At 57.3% G+C, this 21,245-nt stretch carries 15 protein-coding genes; 9 read left to right on the top strand and 6 right to left on the bottom strand.

Annotation, left to right across the window (positions count from 1 at the left end; genetic code table 11):
* Window positions 1-114: 114 nt before the first annotated feature.
* On the bottom strand, window positions 115-945 hold the full coding sequence (locus SFX18_03095) for a phosphatidylinositol-specific phospholipase C/glycerophosphodiester phosphodiesterase family protein (GenBank protein MDX1962111.1): 831 nt from the start codon (window positions 943-945) through the stop codon (window positions 115-117).
* A 215-nt stretch (window positions 946-1,160) separates the two neighbouring features.
* On the opposite strand from SFX18_03095, the gene SFX18_03090 reads away from it, so the two are divergent.
* From SFX18_03090 to SFX18_03050, 9 genes are all read left to right on the top strand, one after another.
* Window positions 1,161-1,739 (top strand): sigma-70 family RNA polymerase sigma factor, encoded by a 579-nt coding sequence (locus tag SFX18_03090; protein MDX1962110.1) that lies wholly within the window; start codon window positions 1,161-1,163, stop codon window positions 1,737-1,739.
* Window positions 1,736-4,075 carry a protein kinase gene (locus SFX18_03085; protein MDX1962109.1) on the top strand — a complete coding sequence of 780 codons (2,340 nt, stop codon included), beginning with the start codon at window positions 1,736-1,738 and terminating at the stop codon, window positions 4,073-4,075. Before SFX18_03090 ends, SFX18_03085 begins: the two co-directional genes overlap by 4 nt.
* 175 nt (window positions 4,076-4,250) lie before the next feature.
* On the top strand, window positions 4,251-6,839 hold the full coding sequence (locus SFX18_03080) for an aryl-sulfate sulfotransferase (protein ID MDX1962108.1): 2,589 nt from the start codon (window positions 4,251-4,253) through the stop codon (window positions 6,837-6,839).
* 209 nt (window positions 6,840-7,048) lie between these two features.
* Entirely contained in the window at window positions 7,049-9,223 is a 2,175-nt protein-coding gene (locus SFX18_03075; GenBank protein ID MDX1962107.1) for an alkaline phosphatase family protein, read from the top strand.
* Entirely contained in the window at window positions 9,220-11,310 is a 2,091-nt protein-coding gene (locus SFX18_03070) for an alkaline phosphatase family protein (protein ID MDX1962106.1), read from the top strand. Before SFX18_03075 ends, SFX18_03070 begins: the two co-directional genes overlap by 4 nt.
* 57 nt (window positions 11,311-11,367) lie before the next feature.
* Window positions 11,368-11,553: a hypothetical protein gene (locus SFX18_03065; protein MDX1962105.1), complete on the top strand. Its 186-nt coding sequence runs from the start codon at window positions 11,368-11,370 to the stop codon at window positions 11,551-11,553.
* Window positions 11,554-11,582: 29 nt separating this feature from the next.
* Window positions 11,583-12,422, top strand: coding sequence for a hypothetical protein (locus tag SFX18_03060; protein ID MDX1962104.1), 840 nt, complete (start codon window positions 11,583-11,585; stop codon window positions 12,420-12,422).
* A gap of 45 nt (window positions 12,423-12,467) precedes the next feature.
* Window positions 12,468-13,079, top strand: coding sequence for a sulfotransferase family protein (locus SFX18_03055; GenBank protein MDX1962103.1), 612 nt, complete (start codon window positions 12,468-12,470; stop codon window positions 13,077-13,079).
* A 186-nt stretch (window positions 13,080-13,265) separates the two neighbouring features.
* Entirely contained in the window at window positions 13,266-13,679 is a 414-nt protein-coding gene (locus SFX18_03050) for a DoxX family protein (GenBank protein ID MDX1962102.1), read from the top strand.
* A gap of 19 nt (window positions 13,680-13,698) precedes the next feature.
* On the opposite strand, the gene SFX18_03045 is transcribed toward SFX18_03050, so the two are convergent.
* From SFX18_03045 to SFX18_03025, 5 genes are all read right to left on the bottom strand, one after another.
* Window positions 13,699-17,034 (bottom strand): hypothetical protein, encoded by a 3,336-nt coding sequence (locus tag SFX18_03045; GenBank protein MDX1962101.1) that lies wholly within the window; start codon window positions 17,032-17,034, stop codon window positions 13,699-13,701.
* 45 nt (window positions 17,035-17,079) lie between these two features.
* Window positions 17,080-17,601 (bottom strand): HAD hydrolase family protein, encoded by a 522-nt coding sequence (locus SFX18_03040; protein MDX1962100.1) that lies wholly within the window; start codon window positions 17,599-17,601, stop codon window positions 17,080-17,082.
* A 37-nt stretch (window positions 17,602-17,638) separates the two neighbouring features.
* Complete coding sequence (locus SFX18_03035) at window positions 17,639-19,021, bottom strand: KpsF/GutQ family sugar-phosphate isomerase (protein ID MDX1962099.1); 1,383 nt, start codon at window positions 19,019-19,021, stop codon at window positions 17,639-17,641.
* Between the two features lie 183 nt (window positions 19,022-19,204).
* Window positions 19,205-20,308 (bottom strand): EamA family transporter, encoded by a 1,104-nt coding sequence (locus SFX18_03030; protein MDX1962098.1) that lies wholly within the window; start codon window positions 20,306-20,308, stop codon window positions 19,205-19,207.
* Window positions 20,309-20,548: 240 nt separating this feature from the next.
* On the bottom strand, window positions 20,549-21,245 hold a 697-nt coding region (locus SFX18_03025; protein ID MDX1962097.1), incomplete at its 5' end, for a hypothetical protein.

Below are 21,245 nucleotides of genomic sequence, written 5' to 3'. Positions count from 1 at the left end.
GCGGGTCATTGGTAATTTAGCTCCAACGATAAAGCCCCGGAAATGTACGCATTTCCGGGGCTTTTTTTATACCGCCAACGAACGGACTATTGTCTAATTTCTCATGCTGCCGCTCTATGGCTGGGGGACGACCGACAGCAGGAATTTTCGCAGTTCCGGCAGCTTGTCCGTATTGATCAAATCCACGCCATTCTCATATTGGGCCTGCCAGATTTCCTGTCGATCAGGAGCTCCCCAGAATCGCACAAGTCTCCCTTGCTCGTGGGCTTTGGCCGTGTATGCGCGTAATTTTTGCCGTTCCGCGTCGGGTTGGGGGCCTGTTCCATCCCAGGTAAAGTGGGATTTCCAGCTATCACTCACCCAGGGAATTTCCGCGGGCTTGGTCGTTCCCCGCAAATCATCCGGACGGCCATCCACACTGGCAAAGCGGGGTTCGCTGGCCAAGATCGTTTCCCGGTCATAATTACCGCTAATGACCGCCGTGACCGGCCCCCGGGTCGTTTGCCCCTTTTCGGTTTTTGTAAAAACCTCGGGATACTTGGCCAGCAGCTTGGCTAATTCGGCGTAAGTCGTTTTGGCATCGGTCTTAATGTCAATTAACAGGTAAAAATGCGGCCCATCGCGGTAAACCAATCCCGCCTGGGCTTGGATTCTCTCTCGCAAGGGGTCAAGATACAGTTTTTGCAGGGTGCGGCCTCCTTTTAGATCCAAAAACGTGTGCGCCACCAGCAATTCGCCATTGACCAAAAAAATGTCCGCCTCCACGCTGCAAAATCCCTGCTCCAACGCATCCAAAAGGGGCCGCCGGTGTTCATAATCATTGTGGGCGTGGGCATTGGGGAGGGGAGTAACGTCTGCGCCCGTAGCCTGGGAAAACTGCCCCGCCAGCGGCATCAGCATTATCAGGAGCGGCAACCAGGAATGACATTGATGTTTTTGGGGCATACAACTTGATCGCTTTCCAGGGGGAGAAATGGGGGGAATCCATCGAGTTCAGGGAATTTCACAATCAATCAGTTTGTCCAGGATAACTCAATCGCTATGTCACTGTCGCCGCCAATTTTAACTGCGGCATGAGGACGATTTTTTGATATTTCGCGCTTCAATTTGGCCGGGAGCACATCCTCTATTTTACGGCCCGGCGGCCGATGAGTGTGACCATGAATTTGCCCACAGCCACGGGTGACTGGGCCTTGCCCCAATACCGTGATTATTTGCGGTTGCTGGTTCGATTGCAAATCAGCCCCCGTTTGCAGTCCAAATTGGACGCCTCGGACATTGTGCAGCAAGCCATGTTACAAGCCCACGAGAATCGGGGGCAGTTTCGGGGCCATACCGAACAAGAATGGCTGGCGTGGCTGCGGGTAATCTTGGCAAACACGCTGGCAATGACGCTGCGGCGTTTTTCGACCGAGGCTCGCGATCTAGCGCGGGAACGGAACTTGTTGCGGGATATCGAGCAATCCTCCTCGCGGGTGGAATGTTTTTTGGCGGCGGACCAGACGTCCCCCAGCGGCAAGGCCCTACGTAACGAGGAACTGCTGGCCCTAGCCACGGCAATCAACACCCTACCCGAGGATCAACGCCGCGTGATAGAGTTGCACCATCTGCAGGGATTGCCCGTGAGCGAAGTTGCCGAATTGCTAGATCGCTCCCGCCCCGCGGTGGTGGGGCTGCTTTTTCGGGGACTAAAAAAACTGCGGGTAGCCTTACGCGGCTCCACGGGAGATCCGGAATGAATCAGCAGCCCAATTCACCTTTGCATGTCAACGACCGCCTCAATGAAATATTGCTGGATTACCTGGATGATCTGGCGGCCGGACGCAGCCCGGACCGGGACCAACTGTTGGCGGCGTATCCGGAACTGCGGGAGGAACTCTCGTCGGCCCTGGCCGATTACGAAAATGTCGAACGCATCGCCAGCCCCTTGCGGCAAATTGCCGCGGATCCCCCGCACTTGTCGGGATCGCGGGTCAACTTAAATCCACTTCCCGCCCAACCGCGTTCCCCGTGGCGCGAATCCGCCGACCCGGAATTGGGGCAACTGGGGGATTTTCGCCTCTTGCGCGAGATTGGCCGGGGGGGGATGGGTGTGGTGTATGAAGCCGAACAATTGTCGTTACAGCGGCTGGTGGCATTAAAGGTGCTGCCTTTTGCCGCCACCTTGGACACCAGACAATTGCAGCGTTTTAAAAATGAAGCCCAGGCGGCGGCCATCTTGCACCATACCAATATCGTGCCGGTACACGCGGTCGGCACCGAGCGGGGCGTGCATTTTTATGCGATGCAACTGATTGAAGGGGACTCCCTGGGGACTCTCATCCGGCAGATGCAGCAGCGAGCAGGCTTGCAAAGTCCGCCCAGTGCGTCCCAAGCCGCTACCAACGCCTCTACCGCTGTGTTCTCTGGCGAAGCGGAAAAACCGCGGCCCCTACCCGCTGAATCACCAACCCGCCCGAACCAGCCGGACCGCGCGGATAGCACCCAGTCCTTTCAACAGCAGTTGTCAACCCAACATTCCACGGCCAAGGGGGAATATCATCGCGCCGTCACACGGTTAATGCTGCAAGCCGCCGAAGCGCTCTACTACGCGCATGGCATGGGAATCATCCATCGCGATATCAAACCGGCAAATTTGCTGCTGGATGCCCGGGGAAATTTGTGGATTACCGATTTTGGCTTGGCCCAGTTTCAAAGCGACATGGGATTGACGCGCACCGGGGACATTTTGGGCACGTTGCGCTACATGAGTCCCGAGCAGGCCTCGGGAGGGCAGGCCTTGCTCGATCCGCGGACGGATGTCTATTCGCTGGGGGCCACATTTTACGAACTGTTAACATTACGGCCAATATTTTCCGCCCAAAACATGCAGCTATTATTGGCGGAAATATTAAATAGCGAACCGCGTCCCTTACGCCAGCTTGACCCCCGCATACCCGTCGAATTGGAAACGATCATCCTCAAGTCCGTCAGCAAAAACCCGGAGGAGCGCTATTCCAGCGCGGCTGATTTTGCCGGAGATTTAAGGCGCTATCTGGATCATAAACCTATTCTGGCCCAGCCCCCCACCATCCTGGATTGGACAAAAAAATGGATACGGCGGCATCCGACGGCGTTGCTGGCGGGTTGCTGGCTGCTGCTACTGCTGGCGATAGGTTCCTTGGTCGCCGCGGCCCTGATCAATCATGAAAAAGATAACACCCTGATCGAGCGCAACATCGCAAAGGCGGCCCTCCAGCGAGAGCAGCAACGCGCGCAAGAGGCGGAAGCCCGCCTATCCCTGGCCCAACGTTCAGTCAACGAGTTGTTTCAAGTCAGCGAGGAGGAACTTTCCGACCGGCCTGGAATGGAACTCTTGCGCAAACGGCTGCTGCTTTCGGTCTTGGGTTACTATCAAGAGTTTATCGAGCAACGCCGCGATGACCCGGAGGCGCAGGCGGAGCTACAAGCGACAAAAGCCCGCGTCGAGAAAATGCTGCGTGAATTGGGAATTTTGCGCGATGCGAGCCAGGTATTGCTGCTCCGGCAAGAAACCGTTCAGAATGATTTGGGACTTACCGCCACCCAAAAAGCGGAAATATTATCCCTCATCCAACAAATTGAAGCCGAGATCCAAACAGGTTTTTTTGAATTAGTTGAAAAATCCCACGCCCAGCGTCGCGAATGGTTGCTGGAACATGTCCTGAAGGGCCAGACTCAATTGCGCATCATTTTGACCGCCGACCAGCGGTTGCGGTTGTCGCAAATTGCCCTGCAGGCCGAAGGTCCACGGGCATTTCGCGATCCCGAGGTTGTCGCCGCGCTTCAGCTCAGTCCGGCCCAGCGGGAAGAAATCCGGACGATCGATGAGGAAGCTTTTTTTAGGCGATTTGCCGAGGCCCCCCGCGATCACCAGCGACCTCCGCCCCCCCCCGACGCGGAGCAACATCAAAAACTAATGGCCAGCATTTTAGCGGTCCTTGAACCGCGGCAACTGACAATGTGGCAATCCCTTACCGGACCAGAATTTCGAGGAAAAATCGAACACATGGGTCCGCCATTTGTTCCCCCCAGAGGCAAAAAGCCCCCTTGGTAGGCGTCAGTTTGGGAATGAACATCCCCTGTCCGGTATTTTTTTCAAGATAATTCACGGATTGATCAAAAGATCGCGCTTCTTTCGACCATGCGTCGCATCTGAACCAGCTAGGGATCGCCTTAGGCGGCGAGTTTTCTCCCCTCCTATCTTTTTTCTTTCAATACACACTCGATTTATGCACGATTCGATTTATTTATCGCGCGGCACACGGAGCCAGCGGATGCATTGCTGGAGTGGGGGCGTGAGATTCATTCCGCTGGCGTTGGTGTTTTTGGTGGGAATTGCACAGTTAACAGCACTGTCACAAATTCCTGGATTTGCCGCCGAACCGTCCCCCGCCAGCGACACCCCCACCGCGACCGCCGCAAATGATAAACCGGAAAAACCCACCGCGGACGCCCCCTCCCAGGATACAGCGGAAATAAAAAAAAACACGAATGATCAACCCAAATCCGCCCCACAAGCGGCGGGACTCTTGCTCAACTCCAGCGCCGCCCAGCCCGGCTATACGCTATTAGCGCCGATGACCTCCACCAAGACGTATCTCATCGACAATGAGGGACGCATCGTTAATGAGTGGGAGTGCGGTTGCAACCCCGCGCTCAGCGCATATTTGCTAGAGAACGGGCATCTCTTGCGGGCGGGCGCTTTACCCCAAAAAGAACAAACCATGGGTGGACCCGGCGCGGGGGGCAAAGTGCAAGAATACGACTGGCAAGGCAACCTGGTATGGGATTTTAAGCTGGCCAACGAAAAGCAATTGCCACACCATGATATTTGCCCTTTGCCCAATGGCAACGTCCTGCTGGTGGTCTGGGACAAAAAATCCAAGGCCGAGGCGATCGCCGCGGGTCGTCGTCCCGAGGGACTAGGGGACGCGCTCATGTCGGATTCAATCATCGAAATCAAACCCACCGGTCCCACCACCGGTGAAATTGTGTGGCAATGGAATGTCTGGGACCATTTGGTCCAGGATACTGATAAGGCCAAACCAGGTTACGGCCGGGTCGCGGCCCATCCCGAATTGATCGACATCAACTACGGAGATCGGGAATTCAACCGGATGACCGCCCGCAAGGATGACGCGGATAAGCTACGCTCCATCGGTTATTTGGGTGGGCCCAGCACTCCCGCCGACAGTCAACCCGCCGACAGTCAACCCGCCGCAAATCAACCCGCCGATCGTCAGTCCGACACGCCCGATCAAAAAAATGCTCCGGAAGCACCGCCACAAGTCGACGGGGACGGAAAACAAATCCCCCTTCAAACCGGTTCTGCCGACAATGGCGCTCCCGATGGGCGTGGTCCCGGTAGACGCGGGGGGATGATGGGCCCCAATACCGATTGGACCCATATTAATTCCGTCGCCTACAACGCCGAACTGGACCAAATCGTGGTGAGCGTGCACTCTTTTCACGAGATTTGGATTATCGACCACGGCACCACCACCGCCGAAGCCGCCAGCCACACGGGGGGCAAACGGGGCAGGGGAGGGGACCTGCTTTATCGCTGGGGCAACCCCCGCGCTTATCGTAGTGGCAGCAATGTGGAACAACGCCTCTATGGCCAACACAACGCGCACTGGATTCCCAAGGGATTGCCTGGTGAGGATCACATTTTGATCTTTAATAATGGGGGTGGCCGTCGCGATGGCAGCTACTCCACCGTGGACGAAATTATTCCTCCACTCAAGCCCGATGGCACCTATGGCAAAGGTCCCGGCAAAGCCGAATGGACGTACATCGCGCCGACTAAGAATGAATTTTTCTCAATGCTAATATCCGGCGCTCAGCGCCTCCCAAATGGAAATACCCTGATTTGTTCGGGGATGTCGGGAATCGTCTTTGAAGTCACCTCCGATAACAAAACCGTCTGGAAATATGTCAATCCTGTTAAAGGGAGCGGCGGACCCGGAGGACCGGGGGGTCCCGGTGGTTTTGGTCCCCCCGGGGGACCGGGAGGCTTTGGACCTCCGCCAGTAGGAACCGTCTTTCCCGACTTCTTTGCCAATATATTGCAGTTAGACGATAAGCAACGGGAAGAAATTAAAAACCTGAATGAATCCAACATCGCCCAACTAGAAAAGCTCTTTACCGATGAGCAAAAAAAATCGTTGGCGGAGCCAGCCGGTTTTGACTTTCGGAGACTCCCCGCGCCAGGAGAGCTACTGTCGGACGACCTACGGGAAGAGCTCAAACTATCGCCCGATCAACAACAGACCATTGATAAATTGCAAACCGCAAGCGATACCCAACTGGCCAAAATCTTGACCGCCGAGCAAAACGAGCAACTGAGCGAAATGAAAAATTTTGGCCCGGGCGGGCCTGGACCTGGCGGACCCGGCCCAGGCGGGCCTCCGGGGTTTGGCCCCCCTGGTTTTGGTCCTCCGGAGGGGGGCGGTGGCCCACCCCCATTCTTTGGCGGTCCCCCGGGATTTGACGGACCAGACGGACAACCGGGGCCTGACGGTCCGCCAGGCCCGGGCATTAATCCCGCCGACAACTCGGGCAAGGGTCGACGCGGACCGCGGGGGCGCGGGGGACCCGGAGGCCCCGGCGGATTTGGCAGCGGTCCGGGAAGTTCGCTATTTCGCGCTGTTCGATATGCCGACACCTTTCCGGGTTTTGCGGGCAAAGACCTGCAACCGGGCAAAAAGTTGGAAGACATGGCTCGTGAAAAGCCGCCCCAATCTCCCCCAGCGCCAAAAACAGAACCGGCGGCCGACACAACCACACCGGAGCAACCATCCCCTAAATCGAATTAACACACTAAAGCACACATCAAGTTGTTGCACATCGATTTTGCCAGCAATGGCAATCCCACCCTGGCACCCAGCAATCAGGCGCAGGGCCATTCCGCAGAGAAGACCGCCGATTCTCTGCGGAAACTTTTTTCACTGTTATTTGCACTATCTGTATTAAAGCCAGCCACGACTTCATCAATCAAAAAAAAGTGCCTCACGGTTTTTGTGCCATGCGACGAATTTTTATCTTATTCACGATTATTTGCGCCTGCGGTTTGGCTTTTCCCCAGCCCGCTTGGGCGTATATAGGCCCCGGGGCGGGATTTGCCCTGGCGGGGTCGTTCTTGGCGGTATTTGCTGCGATTTTCTCGGCAATGGTGATGCTATTGGTTTGGCCGGTGCGCATGTTGTGGCGCATCTTTTGGCGAAAAAGTCCCCCGTTCCCGCCCCAGGTGGAGCGCGTGGTGATCTTGGGCCTGGATGGTCTGGATTATGGCCTTACCTGCCAGTTGCTGGACGCGGGGAAGCTGCCTCATCTGGCCAAGTTGCGCGCTCAGGGAAGTTTTAGTTCGCTGGGGTCCACCTTGCCCCCGATCTCCCCCGTCGCCTGGTCAACATTTCAGACCGGGGTAAATCCGGGCAAGCATAACATATTTGACTTTCTGACGCCGGATTTGCAAACGTACCAGCCAAAGCTAAGTTCGGTCGAGATTCGCCCCGCGCAGCGCGCCTGGCGGATTGGCCCGTGGAAATTTGGCGGTCGGCCTGATATTAGGATGCTGCGCAAAAGCAAACCTTTTTGGAGTTTGCTGAGCGAATATAACATCTTCAATTGTGTGATCCGCGTACCAATCACTTTTCCGCCGGAAAAGCTGCATGGCATTCAGCTATCAGCCATGTGCGTTCCGGATTTACGCGGGACCCAGGGGACTTTTTCGCACTATACAACCAACGCCGCGCGGGTGGCGGAAAAAACCGGCGGCGACGTGCGCGTCGTCACCCGTCAAGAACTGCCAGGGGGCCAAATCCGAATCCGTGATGTGCTCCTCGGCCCGCCGCATCCCACTCAGCCAACCCGAGGACCATTAACCGCTCCTTTTGAGGTGTTTCTACCCGGCGATGGCACGGCCACGCTCAAAATCAACGGTGCCACTTATCATTTGCGACCAAACGAATACACCCCGTGGGTGCAAGTCCGATTTTCGTTGGGCTGGGGAAGGGGCGTGACGGGCATCTGCCGGTTCATGCTGTTAAATACCACCCCGGAATTTGATTTGTATGCCACGCCCATCAACATCGACCCCGAAAACCCCGTACTCCCCCTGGGATATCCGGCGGTCTATCCGATTTATCTGGCAAAAAACCAAGGCCCGTACGCCACGCTGGGCTTGGCGGAAGATACCTGGGGACTGAGCGAAGAAGTGTTGGATGACGCCCAGTTTGCCCGTCAATGCCAGGATATCGACCGAGAACGAGAGTCGATGTTCTTTGACGGGTTGGATAAAGTTCGCCGGGGTTTTTGCGTCTGTGTATTTGACGGGACCGACAGGATGCAACATATGTTTTGGCGTTACCAAGACCCCGATCATCCCGCGCGCCCGGCGGAATTTCCCCCCGAACACACTCAGGCCATTACCGAATTATACCAGCGGATGGACGCGCTTGTGGGACGGACGATGGAGCGTTGCCGCGATCCGGGAACCTTGCTCATGGTCCTGTCGGATCATGGATTTAATACGTTTCGACGGGGGATTGACCTCAATCGCTGGCTAGAGGAACAGGGCTATTTGGTGGTCCGGCCTGAGGAACGTAACCAGCAATATCTAGGTGGGGTCGATTGGTCGCGGACCCGCGCGTTTGCGATTGGCCTGACGGGAATATTTATTAATGAGGCGGGAAAGTTCGCCCAGGGAATCGTTCCCGCGGGAGAAACAGCCGCCGCGTTGCGCGCGGAAATAGCCGCCAAGCTGGCCAAACTGATCGATCCCCAAACGGGCCAACCACCTATCAAGAAAGTCTATCAGTCGCCGCTGGCGTATCGCGGTCCCTATAAGGAACAAGCGCCAGACCTGATCGTCGGTTATGAGCGGGGGTATCGGGTCTCTTGGGACGCGGCGGTGGGAAAAACCTCCACCAGTCTCTTTCATGACAATCTCAAGGCTTGGAGCGGCGACCATTGTGTCGATCCCAGCGTGGTCCCCGGAATCTTGTTTTGTAATCGGGCAATCACGACGGAAAATCCGCGGCTACTAGATATCGCCCCCACCGTGCTCAATTTGTTCGGCATTCCCCAGCCTGACTACATGGATGGCAAAATCCTCTCCTTGGGCAAGCCCTCCCCCGTGACAAAATCCCAATCCACCCCGTCCCAGGGGACTGTTCCCAACTCGCCGGTGCGCGCATGACAAACCACAAACCCCTATTGCAGGAAAATGGCCCAAGCCACAGGCCAACTCCCGCACCGAACCGTAATAGACGAGGGTTAACCCGACGCCAATTACTCACCGGGACCGCGACGGCGGGGTTACTCACCGCCCTGGCGGGCACCGCGTATTATGGTGGCGGCATCAATCGCATCTCAAAAAGCGCCGGTCAAAAAGTAATCGTCATCGGCATCGATGGCATGGACCCCCGCTTGAGTCGGCAAATGATGTCCGCGGGGGAACTGCCAAACCTGCAAAAAATGTCCCGAGCGGGGGGGTTTTCTCCCCTCGCCACTAGCATCCCCCCGCAAAGCCCGGTCGCCTGGGCCAGCTTTATTAATGGCGCGGGGCCTGGCTCGCATGGGTTATTCGACTTTGTCCATCGACATCCCGAGGAGCAGTGTAAAACCTTTTACTCCGGTGCGGAAACCATGCCAGGGCAGGGGGGATGGACCATCGGGGACCACCAACTCCAGTTGGATTTTTGGCCGTTTCAGCATCAGCCCCCCAGCACCGTGCTGCGGCGGCAGGGGACGCCATTTTGGGATTTTTTGGACGCGGCGGGGATTCCTAGCACGTTTTATGATTTGCCGTCAAATTACCCCCCCAGCCCGTCGGTCTATGGGCATCATCGTTGCCTTAGCGGCATGGGGACGCCCGACATGCAGGGGAGTTATGGCACGTACCAATATTTTAGCCAAGACACGCCCGCCGAGGGGGTGTCCGAGGGGGGAGGAAACCGCGCGCGGGTGGAATTTGACAATGAGACCGCGCTGGTGCAGTTGATCGGACCGACGAACAGCATGCTCTTAAAACCCCAGCCGGTAACCGCGCCCATAAAAATCCATCGCGATCGCGCGGCAAATGCGGTTGTCTTGGAAATTGGCGAAAAGCGAATCCTGCTTAAACCCGGGGAATGGAGCGCGTGGGTGCGGGTGCCGTTTTTGCTGAGCGCCCCGGCTCCCCTACCGGCGCAATCCGTCAGCGGGATCGTGCGGTTTTATTTGCAAGAAGCCGCGCCCAATTTTCGACTGTACGCCACGCCTATTAATATCGATCCCACGGCTCCCGCGGTGACTTTGTCCGAACCGGCGTCATTTGTGGGGGATTTGGCCAACGATCTGGGCCTGTTTTATACGACCGGCTTCCAAGAGGACCACAAGGCCCGCACTAATGGCATTTTTGACGATGATGAGTACCAGCGGCAGGCAAATCTGGTCCTGGAGGAACGGTTGGCGCTATTGGAACGGGCCGTGGCAGACTATGACGACGGGCTGTTGTTTTTTTATTTTTCCAGCAGCGATTTGCAGTCGCATATGTTCTGGTGGGATAGCGATGATCCGCATCCCATTCGCGACGCCGCCGCCGCGCGGCAAAAATTTCAGTACATTCGCCGACTGTACCAGCGACTGGATCAGGTGATCGGCGAATTGTATGACAATTACGGCGACCGAGCGACGTTAATCGTCATGAGCGATCATGGCTTTGCCAATTTTGGGCGGCAGTTTAATCTGAATTCCTGGCTGCGGGATTATGGCTATCTAGGCCCGACCACCTGCACATCCATCATGCATGATGTTGACTGGTCTCAAACCGTCGCCTATGGCCTGGGGATCAACGGCTTGTACCTAAACCTTAAGGGACGTGAACGGGACGGCATTGTCGAACCCGGGGAACAACGCGCGCTTCTCCTGGAAGAACTATGCGAAAAACTGCTCGCCGTGCGCGACTTTGACGATCAGCCGGTGATTCGCCAGGTTTACCGCGCCGAAAAAATTTACCATGGGTCCGCCACAGCGCTCGCGCCCGACCTGATCGTGGGTTACGCGCGGGGGTACCGCGCGAGCTGGGAAACCTGTCTGGGGGACCTGACCGAGGATGTGCTGTTGGATAACACCGCCGCCTGGAGCGCGGACCACTGTTGCGACGCCGATGAAGTCCCCGGACTGCTGTGCTGCAACCGGCCGTTGACAATTAACAATCCCTCGTTGATTGATATTGCTCCCTCCATCCTGGCAAAATTTGGCCTGGATAAACCCAGCTCCATGCAGGGCAGAACGGCTTTTTAGACTAGATTTACCCACTATTTTCCCCCTTCACCACTCAATTCTCACTTACTCCCACCCATGCCAAAGATCGAACTTGATAACGGCCTCTTTGAACGCGCCACCCAGGCGGCCACCCTGGCCGGATACAGCAGCGTGCAAGAATTTGCCGCGCATTGCCTGGAACAAGAAATCAGCCGGTTAAAGCTGGATGATGCCGAAAAATTAGTGACCGACCAACTGCGGGGATTGGGCTATATCGAATAGGCCGCGACAATTAATCACCCACCACGCACATGACACAACTAATTACCATCGGCAACCAACTGGCCAATGCGCTGGGACAAATGGTCCTAGGCCCGCTGACGGGATGGCCCGCCGCGCTCTCACTGGCGGTAATCGCCGTGGTAACGGGCGTTATCATGCTGGTGGTGTATAAGTACACCTCGCCCCAAGCGGCAATCCAGCGGACCCGCGCGCGGATCAAAGCCAATTTGCTGGCTTTGTCGCTCTTTAAGGATGATCTGCGCGTCTGTCTGCTGGCCATTTTACGGGTGTTGGGGGGGGCGACGATCTCGGTGGCGTATGCCGTCGTGCCGATGCTGGTCATGCTGGTCCCCACGCTTTTGCTATTGGGACAATTGTCGCTCTGGTACCAGGCGCGGCCGCTGCTCGCGGGAGAGGAAGTAATACTTACCATGCAAATGCGGCCCGATGTCCCCCCCGACGCCACCGTCAGCCTGGAGCCGCATTCCGCGATCAGCGCGAACCTGGGTCCGGTGCGCGTCGCCAGCCAAAACCAGGTTTGCTTTCGCTTGCAGGCATCAATACCCGGCCAGCACGAATTACGGCTGAATGTGGGGGGAACAACCGTTACCAAGCAAATTGCCGTCGGCCAGCACTCCCACGAGACGCCGCGCGTCAGCCTGTTGCGCCCCGCGATGGATTGGCAAACAGCCTTGCTGCATCCCGCGGAAGGACCATTCTCCCCCGATAGTCCCGTGCAATGGATCAGCATCGACTACCCTCCCCGCCTCTCCTGGATCAGCGGCACACGCACTTGGCTCATCAGTTGGTTTGTGATTTCGCTGGTCGCGGCGTGGCTGCTGAGCAAACCGCTGCGCGTGAATTTATAGTTTTTTCGTCCCCTCCATCCTCGATTTTTTCTCACGACTTATTTTATGCCCCCCGCCAATTCCCCATCGGGTGAAATGTTGACCGATATTGTGGTCGTTTCCGGTCTGCCCCGTTCCGGTACATCCCTTATGATGCAAATGCTGGCCGCGGGGGGAATGCCCATCGTTACCGACAAAATTCGCGCCGCGGACAGCGACAACCCGCATGGCTATTGCGAATTTGAAGCGGTCAAGCGGCTCAAGCACGATAGCTCTTGGGTGCCGGGGATTCGGGGCCAGGCGGTCAAGCTGGTCTCGCAACTGTTGTACGACCTCCCCGTGACGGAACGATACCGCGTCATCCTGATGGAGCGCAATTTACAGGAAATTATTGCCTCGCAAGAAAAAATGCTCGTGCGCCTGGGTCAGCCCGTTGCCCCGCGTGATGCGATCCAAAAAGCCTACCTCTTGCATCTGCAAAAACTCCACACGTGGTTGGAAAAAGAACAATCGCACCTCGCGGTATTGCCCGTTAGCTATAACACGCTCTTGGCCGAGCCCCATTTTCAGGCGGCGCGCATTCGCCATTTCTTATCCAATCATGTTGATTCTGAAAAAATGTTAGCAGCCATCGATCCCGGCCTTTATCGTAATCGTGTTTCGTCAATAAAAGCCTAATGCCATCATTCTGTTTCAGCTGAAGATTTTTTGTCGCTATTCTTAATATTGCGGCTGCAGGCCGTGGTCACGGACAATGTCTATTTTACTATCATTCCCTTACTAATATGTCTGATGCGGGATTGCCAATAGGCAGGCAACACCATAAAATGTTTCCCAGACAAGCAATATTTTCCAGGGAAAAAAATGACAACAACCCCCGACGACACGTATCCCCATAATCCCCACATGATGACCTGGGCAGGTTATGTTATTAGCACGCTCCCGGTGCTGATGCTGATGATGAGCGCATACTTTAAGTTCGCGGGGGGAGAGAAAATGGCCGAGGGTCTGGCAAAGTCTGGCTGGACGATGGACCTTATGCGCGGGGTCGGCGTGGTCGAACTTATCTGTGTCGCCTTGTATATCATTCCCCAGACCGCTGGACTGGGGGCTATCCTCTTGACCGGTTATCTAGGGGGGGCGGTGGCCACCCATGTCCGCATTGGCGATGGCCCCGGCGAATACTTTATGCCGATTCTTTTGGGCGTGATGTTATGGGGGGGATTATGGCTGCGGGACCCCCGTGTGAGACAGATTTTGCCGTTTCGGGCGATTTAATGTTAAGCTTTATTGCTGCTTATTGGCCTAATTGACTGAGATCAACCATTCTTGCTTCTGATATATCCACGCGGTTGGTGCCGGGCCAAAACATCAGCCGGGCCGCCGCCGCGCGGGACAGCTTGCCCCCCGCTTGGGCTTGGTAATTTACCTCTGCGTCCGTCCGCCCATCTCCCTCCAAAACCAGTTGATCCTTGGCTTGGGCATAAGTAAGGCGATACGCGCGGGCGGTGTAAGCGGCTCCCTCAACAATGGTGTTACCCACGGCTTGTAATTCGACGGTGGCGGCCCCAGCGGCGGTGGAGGTCGGCGCTTCGGCCACGATCAAGCGATCACAATTGAGCACCATGCCCTGCGGACCGAGGCGTTCGGGATAGTTGGGGTCGAGTTTTTCAGTCCACCCCGCCACAGGACCTGTGACAGCCAAGATTTGGTTGTCAAATGACACAAAGCGGCGCAACAAATTCCCCTGAAAACCCCGGCGGTAATCGATATGCAAATACTGCAATCCGGTGGAAGCGTCGGCCGGGGAGGTTCTTGTGCCGGCGGCATTTGGCAAAGCAGGTCGGCCCTGGCGTAGGCTAATTAGTTCTCCGGGACCGGTCCCTTGGATTTCTCCCGTTATTTGATTGAGGATGGCGCTCTCGGCCCGTAGCTGCTGCCAACTCAGGGCATTCCCCCCGGCATCGTCCTCGCGAGTTTCCACCACAACCCCCTGGTCACAAGTCACGGTCTCCACCTGGGTGGTTGCGGCTTCGGCTGGTTGTTCAGCCAGGGGGAACTCCGGCTGATTCGATTGATTGCCGCCGGACGGAACAATTTCGCGGGATAGCAACGCGCTGCCACTGTTCAACTCTTGAAAATTGATTCGTTCCGTTAATTTGACCGCGACTCGCTGGGTGCGGAGGGTGCGGGTCTCGGTAATGAGTGGCTGATTTTGCGGTGAGGAAACCGCCGCGCTGGTTGCGGGTAGATTCGTTGGTCGATTGAGCGAGCGGGAAGCGTTTGTCCGCTGGCTTTTCATCGTGACTAGCACATCTCCCGTGATTGCAATCACTTGACCGTCAAAATTTAGCCCACGGGCAAAATCAATCACAATCGGTTCCGCGTTGGTTGGCAGGGGCGGAGTGTTGTTTGCGGGTGTCACGGGCTGTCCCGCGACACCTGGCGCTAAAATATTGCGGCCCCCCCCCGGTGGCAATTTCACCCGCCCGACTCCATCGATCCACACGCGATTTTCACCGCGCAACAGTTTGATGATATCCCCCTGCGACTCCAGGCCCCGCGCGCTGACCAGGGCGGGTTTGCCAGTGACGGTCATTTCGGCGGTGGGGGCCGTGGCCCGCAAGACTTCCAGGTGGTCACCGATAATCGCCAAGCCCCGCGTCGCCTGCCCGTCAGTGGAAAATTCTTGCAACCGCACCCCATTATCAATGGTGATGTCCTCCAACGCCTGCTGACCGCTGGCGGCGGTAAATTGCACGCGGATCAACTCGCCGCGCACATCATAGCGGGATTCGGGGGGCTGGGCGGGAGGATTGTGCGGCAGTCCCGCCAGGGGACTGGCGGCGTCTGGCGGATAGCCCACGGTTTGCCGAACCGGTCCCGGAGGGACCGCGTTGGTTTGGATGGGAACAATTCGCGGCGGAGAGCTCGAATCAGGCGTGGAGGAGGGTTGTCTGTTTTTAACCGGGGAGACCGTATCAAACCAAGCCTCCAGGCGTTCTGTCTGTCCGGTGATTTGTGGTGTGCGAAAATTGACGTGGCCCGTCGCCAGCAACCGATCAGGCAGGGCATTGACCGTCCCCGCGTTACCTAATAACCCCGCGGAAATTCCGCCTCCCTGGCCAACGGGGGGTAGTTGCGTTGTTTTTGCCCGGGAATTGACGGGTTGTTCCCAGAGCCAAAAGTGGATTTCCGCTCCTGTTAATTCGCCAAATGTGCTGGAGGCCACCCGCGCGTTGCCCAGTATCGAAATCACTTGATTTCTTTCGTGGGGTCGCATTTTTAATGAACGGGCAAACTCTATCTCCAACTTGCCCCGCGCGGGATCGGGATTGATCGCCTTAAACACGCCCGGTCCCGTGGCGGCCAGGCGTCCCAACCCGCCGGTCGGTCCCGGCTCATAGGTGACCCCGCGGCCATGATATTCATTTTGCCCCTGGACCACATGGACTTCGCGTTCACCATCGAGTGCGACCCGTCCGGTTAGCAAATCATACTGGATCGCTTCGGCATCTAAGTTAAGTTGACTGGAAGGCGCGCGGATGGCCACGGGACGTCCCCGCGCATGAATGGCGCGCGGCTCAAGCGCTGTGGAGGGATTGGCGGTACCATTCGAGGCCGTGGCACTGGCTGGAGCCACGGCGGCCGGGGATTTTTGCCGGGCCTGAAACTCCACCTGCAGCCATTCGGCAGTAAGTTGATCGGCGGGTTGATTGGGAAACAACCTCAACACCGTTACTTGATCCTGAAATGTGGCCAGCCGCTGCACCATGTGAAACAAAAATTCCCCCTGACAGCGTATTTCCAGCGGCGGCTCCACGGGGGCCAGGTGTGAGGGGGGTTGAATCCCCGCGGCGGCAGTGCTCCGCTCGCGGTCGCCGGGTAAAAATCCTCCCTGGCCCGGTTGTAAAAGCATCCGTACCTCGGTGGCCAGGGAGAAACTTTCGATCCCCCCGACTCGCGGACCGCGCTGCTTGCCCGTGGCGGCCGGCGCTGGCAAGAACCGCAACATCATCCCCCGACCCGCCAGCCGATGCGGACCCAAACTCGCCTGCACCGGCGCTTCCGTCCACATTTGCTCTTCGTTCATGCTGACATTGCTAGTCTGGGCGATCAGGGCGTCGTCCCCTCCCGGACGGCTGGGCGTACCGCGAATGATCACGTTTCCCGCCAGCACTCCGCCGATCAACTTTCCCACCTTGGCCCGTTGCAAGTCGATCGGCTGGTCAAATTCTAAGATTGCGCCCTCAGGTGCTTGCAGGATGAGGATGCGCTTTTGCGGATTGATAAAATCCACTTCTCCATCGGGTAAAAACACCAGCGAGCAGCGAGAGAGTTTTATCCGTCCGTCACGCAGATTCTCATAGCTTTCGAGCAGGAACATGGTTCCCGCGCTTTCCAGTAAGATTGGCTTTTGCCGCTCCCATGATCCCTCGGGAAACAAGTACTGATAGGGTTCCAGGCGTTCGGCCTCTTTTTGTGCGGCCTCATATTGTTGGTCGCTGACCGTTGAGGCGTTTGTATGCCATTGCGCCTGGGGCTCTAGCCAGGGGGCGGCGAGCGCTTGATACAGCCAAAAGGCCGCCAGCGTGAGTAAAAATCCCCAAAATGTCCGTCGCCACCGAGGCATAACAACCTAATAAAAGTGCCGCGGATCGACCCAGCCGCCAACCGGCTAGGGTTGATACTTTTGAACCAGATATTCCCAGCGCCCCTGCGCCTGCAGCACCGCCTCCAACGCTTCGCGCACCGCCCCCTGTCCCCCGCGCAGTTCGGTGATCAGGTGCGCGGCGTTGCGCACCTCGCGCGCGGCGTCCGCCGGAGCGATCGCCAATCCCACCTGCCGCATGACGGGCAAATCGGGCAAATCATCCCCCATGTACGCCACTTGTTCCGGTCGAATTTGCAATTCTTGAATCATCTGCCGCGCCATCGCCCATTTGTCCTCGACCCCCTGGCGTAACAGATCAATCCCCAATTCTGTCGCCCGCACGCGCACGATTTGGGATGCACGGCCGGTGATAATGCCAAACCGATACCCCGCCTGCTGCCAAAGCTTGATCCCCAAGCCGTCGCGAATATGAAACCGCTTGATTTCCAATCCTTGGTTGTCAAAAATCACGCCCCCATCGGTCAGGACGCCATCCACATCCGATAAGAACAACTCGACTCGCTGACATCGCGTGGCAAGGGACATGCGGACTTCCTCAAACGGGAACACCCCCTCAAAAAAACTACGCGTGCGTCCGGGGGGGAGTGCGCGCGGGACCAAAAAAGGCGGAAGAATTAGGCCGGGGAATCGCGTTGGAGGTTACGGTTGGCGGGGATGCTCCGGCTGGGATATCTGCCAAAGCTTGACCGACAGGGTAAATCATGCCGGCGCTCGCATTTTGGTCCTCCGGCCAGCCCGCGGCAATCCAGGTTCCCGTTGGTGGCCGCTGCATATCCGGCATGCCAGGTTCCACCTGCGAAATAATCCATTCCTCCGTGTGCAAGCCGTTCCCTTGACCAATGTCCGACGGCGCTGAAATGGGAATCGGGCTCGTGATCGTCGAAGCGCCCGCGGCCTCGGCGCTGCCGGTCACAACCGCCGCGCGCAGCGGCCCGCGTTCTTCAAACATGCCCAGCACATCGGTAATGTCAATCAGACCCACGGGGCGCTGTTCGGCATCCACCACGGGGAGTTCGCTGATTTTACGTTCGGCCAAGATTTCCAGGGCAGAGCTTAGCGGCATCCCCAGCGTCACTTGGCGGGGGTGCTTGGTCATAACTTGCCGAATGGGTAGATCCAGTTGCCGGTCGTTATGCGTTTCGAATAGCCGAGCCAGGTCGCTATCGGTAAAAATGCCGCGCAAGACACCGTGGGGGTCGACAATCATAATGGCCCCCGTGCGCCGCCGCGGCATGCGCGCCGTCGCCAGGACTTGCCGCACCGTCAACCCGCAAGAGCTCAGGCGGCATTCACCCAGCGGCCGCATGACGTCCTCGACTTTGGCCAATTTACGGCCCAAGGCCCCGCCGGGGTGCAATCGGGCAAAGTCCCGCTGGTCAAATCCGCGCATTTGGCTGACCACCAGAGCCAGCGCGTCCCCCAGGCCCAACATCGCCGTGGTGGAGGTGCTGGGGGCTAACCCCAACGGGCAGGCTTCTTGCAGTTTGCCTAGTTCCAGGGTAATCGCCGCGGCCTTCCCCAGGGAGCTAGTGCGGCGGGCGGTCATGGCCACGAGGGGAGGCCCCAGTTCGCGCAGCGGGGGCAAAATCCGCGTGATTTCCTCGGTCTCGCCACTTTGCGACAGGATCAAGACCACATCCGAGCGGCGCACCCGGCCTAAATCACCGTGGATCGCCTCGGCGGGATGTAAAAAATGCGCGGGCGTCCCCGTGGAGGAAAAAGTGGCGGTTAATTTTTGGGCGATTAACCCGGCCTTGCCAATCCCGCATAACAAGAGATTACCCTCGCACATGGCAAGCAAGTCGGCCGCGCGGCAAAATTCCGTATCGAGTCGCGCGGAGAGCAGTTCGAGGGCTTCGGCTTCGCGCGCTAAAATGTGGCGGGCCGCCAGCAATTGCTCGTGCGGCGCAAGTGGCGACGAGATCCGGGGTACCGGTGCGGACATGGGATGCATCCTTGCAAAACAAGTGGCAATTCGTCGCGGCTGACCGACAATCAGGTCGGCGACCCGCGAACAGCGCGGTTGGGAATTGTAAATCGTTTTGCAAATTTGGGCAATTCCGAAGCGCCCCGCCACCCCCATGCCGCGTCTGCTTGCTAGCATGTCTCCACGCGGCGGAAACTTTGCTTATTCGAGCGTGCTGGCGGGATTGGCGGTTGCCACCACGCCGCTAGCCGCGGACGGGTTGACCGCATGAGATGCGGCCGGCGCGGCCGAAAATTCCGGGGGTGGCGCGGCCGCGGGCAGGCCGTGCGGGCCTCCCCCTTTGGGAGCAAAAACCAGCACGCAAACCGCGCCGATGATCGCCATGATCAACCCCGAATAAAATATCGGATTAACCGGCTCGAGCGTGCCCGAAGCGGTTGCTAGCGAAAAAAATGTATTAACGATGGGCGCGCCGCCAAACACCAGCGGCATGACATAGTTCGGTTTACCGCCGTAATTAAATGCCAGAATAATGCCCAAAGCACCAATAGCACCCGCCGCCCCGGCCCCAAAGCTCCATAAGAACCCGCCAAAGGTCCACCCCCCCGCGACCGAGGGAGTGGAGTCGACCAGGGGAATCAACATAAAGGGTATGACCACCGCGACCAAAAAATAAGCCAGACCGACGCAAATCAAGGGGCGCAGCCGGCTTCCCTGCATGGCCATTTGACCTTTATGCAAGGTCGGCCCATAAGCGCCCCAGCAAACAATCGTCAGGGTGATCGAAGCAATAATTTTGATCCAATCCCACATTTCCAACAGCAAGGGGCCTTTGACAGCGCCGGTGATCTTTGGTTGAAAGACCAGCACCAGGGCCGCGCCCGCGATGACCAGGATCATCCCCGCCAGAAAGAATGGATTGACCTTGAAATTGCGGGCAAAAAACATCGAGGTAAACGTGTTGATCACGGGAGCGCCGCCAAAGACCAACGGCATCACGTAGATGGGGCTACCCTTGAACGTCAGGGCCAACAAAATCCCCAACGCCCCCAACGCCCCCAGCACGCCGGCAATAAAGCTCCACAAAAAGCCGCTGGTCGTCCAGCTTCCTTTTTCTCCTTGCATCCGCAAGATCACCGCCGGCACTAATACCGCAATTAAAAAATACGCCAGTCCGACGCAGATAAACGACCGCAGGCGGCTGCCGGCCATTTCCTCCGATCCCCATTTGAGCACCACACCGTACATTCCCCAGGAAAGTGCGGTTGTTAAGATCGATAGCGGTACCGCCAAGTAGCCCAACATAGTTACTCGCAATGAAATCTGGTGGTTCCGGACCATCCCCGGCGGGGGGATTGGCCCATGTCTGTTGACTGTGACCCATTCCACAGCCTGGCCTATTAAACACCGCGCTTATTAGACACTAGGATTAGTGTAACATACGGCTAGAAACTTCGCAGTAGGCGCGGCATTCCGGCTGCCACCGGGGGAACGGTGTCACGGAAAGTTTTTTTGCCGGAATTGTCTCCAAGCATGATCAACCATCTACAGGGCGCCGTGCCACTGCTCAAAATACCCGCTGTTCCCTTCCAGTGTGGCCAGCAATTGCGATGTTTGGCGGCTAAAGACCTGATTTCCCATACTCCGAATAGGCATCCCGAGCGCCGCAAAATAGGTAAAATCCAACGTATCCTGCCCTTGTCCGGATTGTTCAATTAACCGCACTTGTCCCAAATTTGCCCCCCGCTCGGTCACGTAATACAAGTCATCGCCTATTTCGCCTTGCAGGCTGTCATTACCCGCCGTCCCCCCCCAGAACACATCATCCCCGCCGCCACCCCGAAGAACATTTGCCAAGTTGTTTCCCAGCAAAAAATCCTGCCAACGGCTGCCGGTCAGATCCTCTATTTCACAAACAGATTTGGCATTTTCCACTTTGCCCTGGGCGATGATCCGCATCCGGTCGGCGGTACGGATGGTGTTGGTCGCCAGGTCGGCGTGTACTCCCTGGGTAAAGGCCGTAAAATCAAAACGGTCCTGACCTCGGCCCGCTGCATCGAGAATGCTATCCACAGCCAGGGGATCATTATCGGCGGGGCCATAGACATAGACGTCATTCCCCAGTTCACCACGCAAATCATCGCTCCCCCCCAATCCTCGCAATTGGTCATTCCCCCCGTCAGGTTGAATATAATTCGCCGATTCATTGCCGATGAGGATAGCGTCATAGTTGGGCCGCACC

This window comes from Pirellulales bacterium, assembly GCA_033762255.1.
Classification (GTDB): domain Bacteria; phylum Planctomycetota; class Planctomycetia; order Pirellulales; family JALHPA01; genus JANRLT01.
The sequence above is the reverse complement of the archived record's forward strand: the minus strand, read 5'-3'. Positions and strand labels throughout refer to the sequence as shown.

What these genes read in the sequence shown, in the direction of transcription:
- SFX18_03085 (MDX1962109.1), top strand. Translation starts at nt 1,736, where the DNA reads ATGAATCAGCAGCCCAATTCACCTTTGCATGTCAACGACCGCCTCAAT.
- SFX18_03035 (MDX1962099.1), bottom strand. Translation starts at nt 19,021, where the DNA reads ATGTCCGCACCGGTACCCCGGATCTCGTCGCCACTTGCGCCGCACGAG.
- SFX18_03040 (MDX1962100.1), bottom strand. Translation starts at nt 17,601, where the DNA reads ATGTCCCTTGCCACGCGATGTCAGCGAGTCGAGTTGTTCTTATCGGAT.
- SFX18_03065 (MDX1962105.1), top strand. Translation starts at nt 11,368, where the DNA reads ATGCCAAAGATCGAACTTGATAACGGCCTCTTTGAACGCGCCACCCAG.
- SFX18_03055 (MDX1962103.1), top strand. Translation starts at nt 12,468, where the DNA reads ATGCCCCCCGCCAATTCCCCATCGGGTGAAATGTTGACCGATATTGTG.
- SFX18_03075 (MDX1962107.1), top strand. Translation starts at nt 7,049, where the DNA reads ATGCGACGAATTTTTATCTTATTCACGATTATTTGCGCCTGCGGTTTG.
- SFX18_03070 (MDX1962106.1), top strand. Translation starts at nt 9,220, where the DNA reads ATGACAAACCACAAACCCCTATTGCAGGAAAATGGCCCAAGCCACAGG.
- SFX18_03030 (MDX1962098.1), bottom strand. Translation starts at nt 20,308, where the DNA reads ATGTTGGGCTACTTGGCGGTACCGCTATCGATCTTAACAACCGCACTT.
- SFX18_03050 (MDX1962102.1), top strand. Translation starts at nt 13,266, where the DNA reads ATGACAACAACCCCCGACGACACGTATCCCCATAATCCCCACATGATG.
- SFX18_03060 (MDX1962104.1), top strand. Translation starts at nt 11,583, where the DNA reads ATGACACAACTAATTACCATCGGCAACCAACTGGCCAATGCGCTGGGA.
- SFX18_03090 (MDX1962110.1), top strand. Translation starts at nt 1,161, where the DNA reads ATGAATTTGCCCACAGCCACGGGTGACTGGGCCTTGCCCCAATACCGT.
- SFX18_03045 (MDX1962101.1), bottom strand. Translation starts at nt 17,034, where the DNA reads ATGCCTCGGTGGCGACGGACATTTTGGGGATTTTTACTCACGCTGGCG.
- SFX18_03095 (MDX1962111.1), bottom strand. Translation starts at nt 945, where the DNA reads ATGCCCCAAAAACATCAATGTCATTCCTGGTTGCCGCTCCTGATAATG.
- SFX18_03080 (MDX1962108.1), top strand. Translation starts at nt 4,251, where the DNA reads ATGCACGATTCGATTTATTTATCGCGCGGCACACGGAGCCAGCGGATG.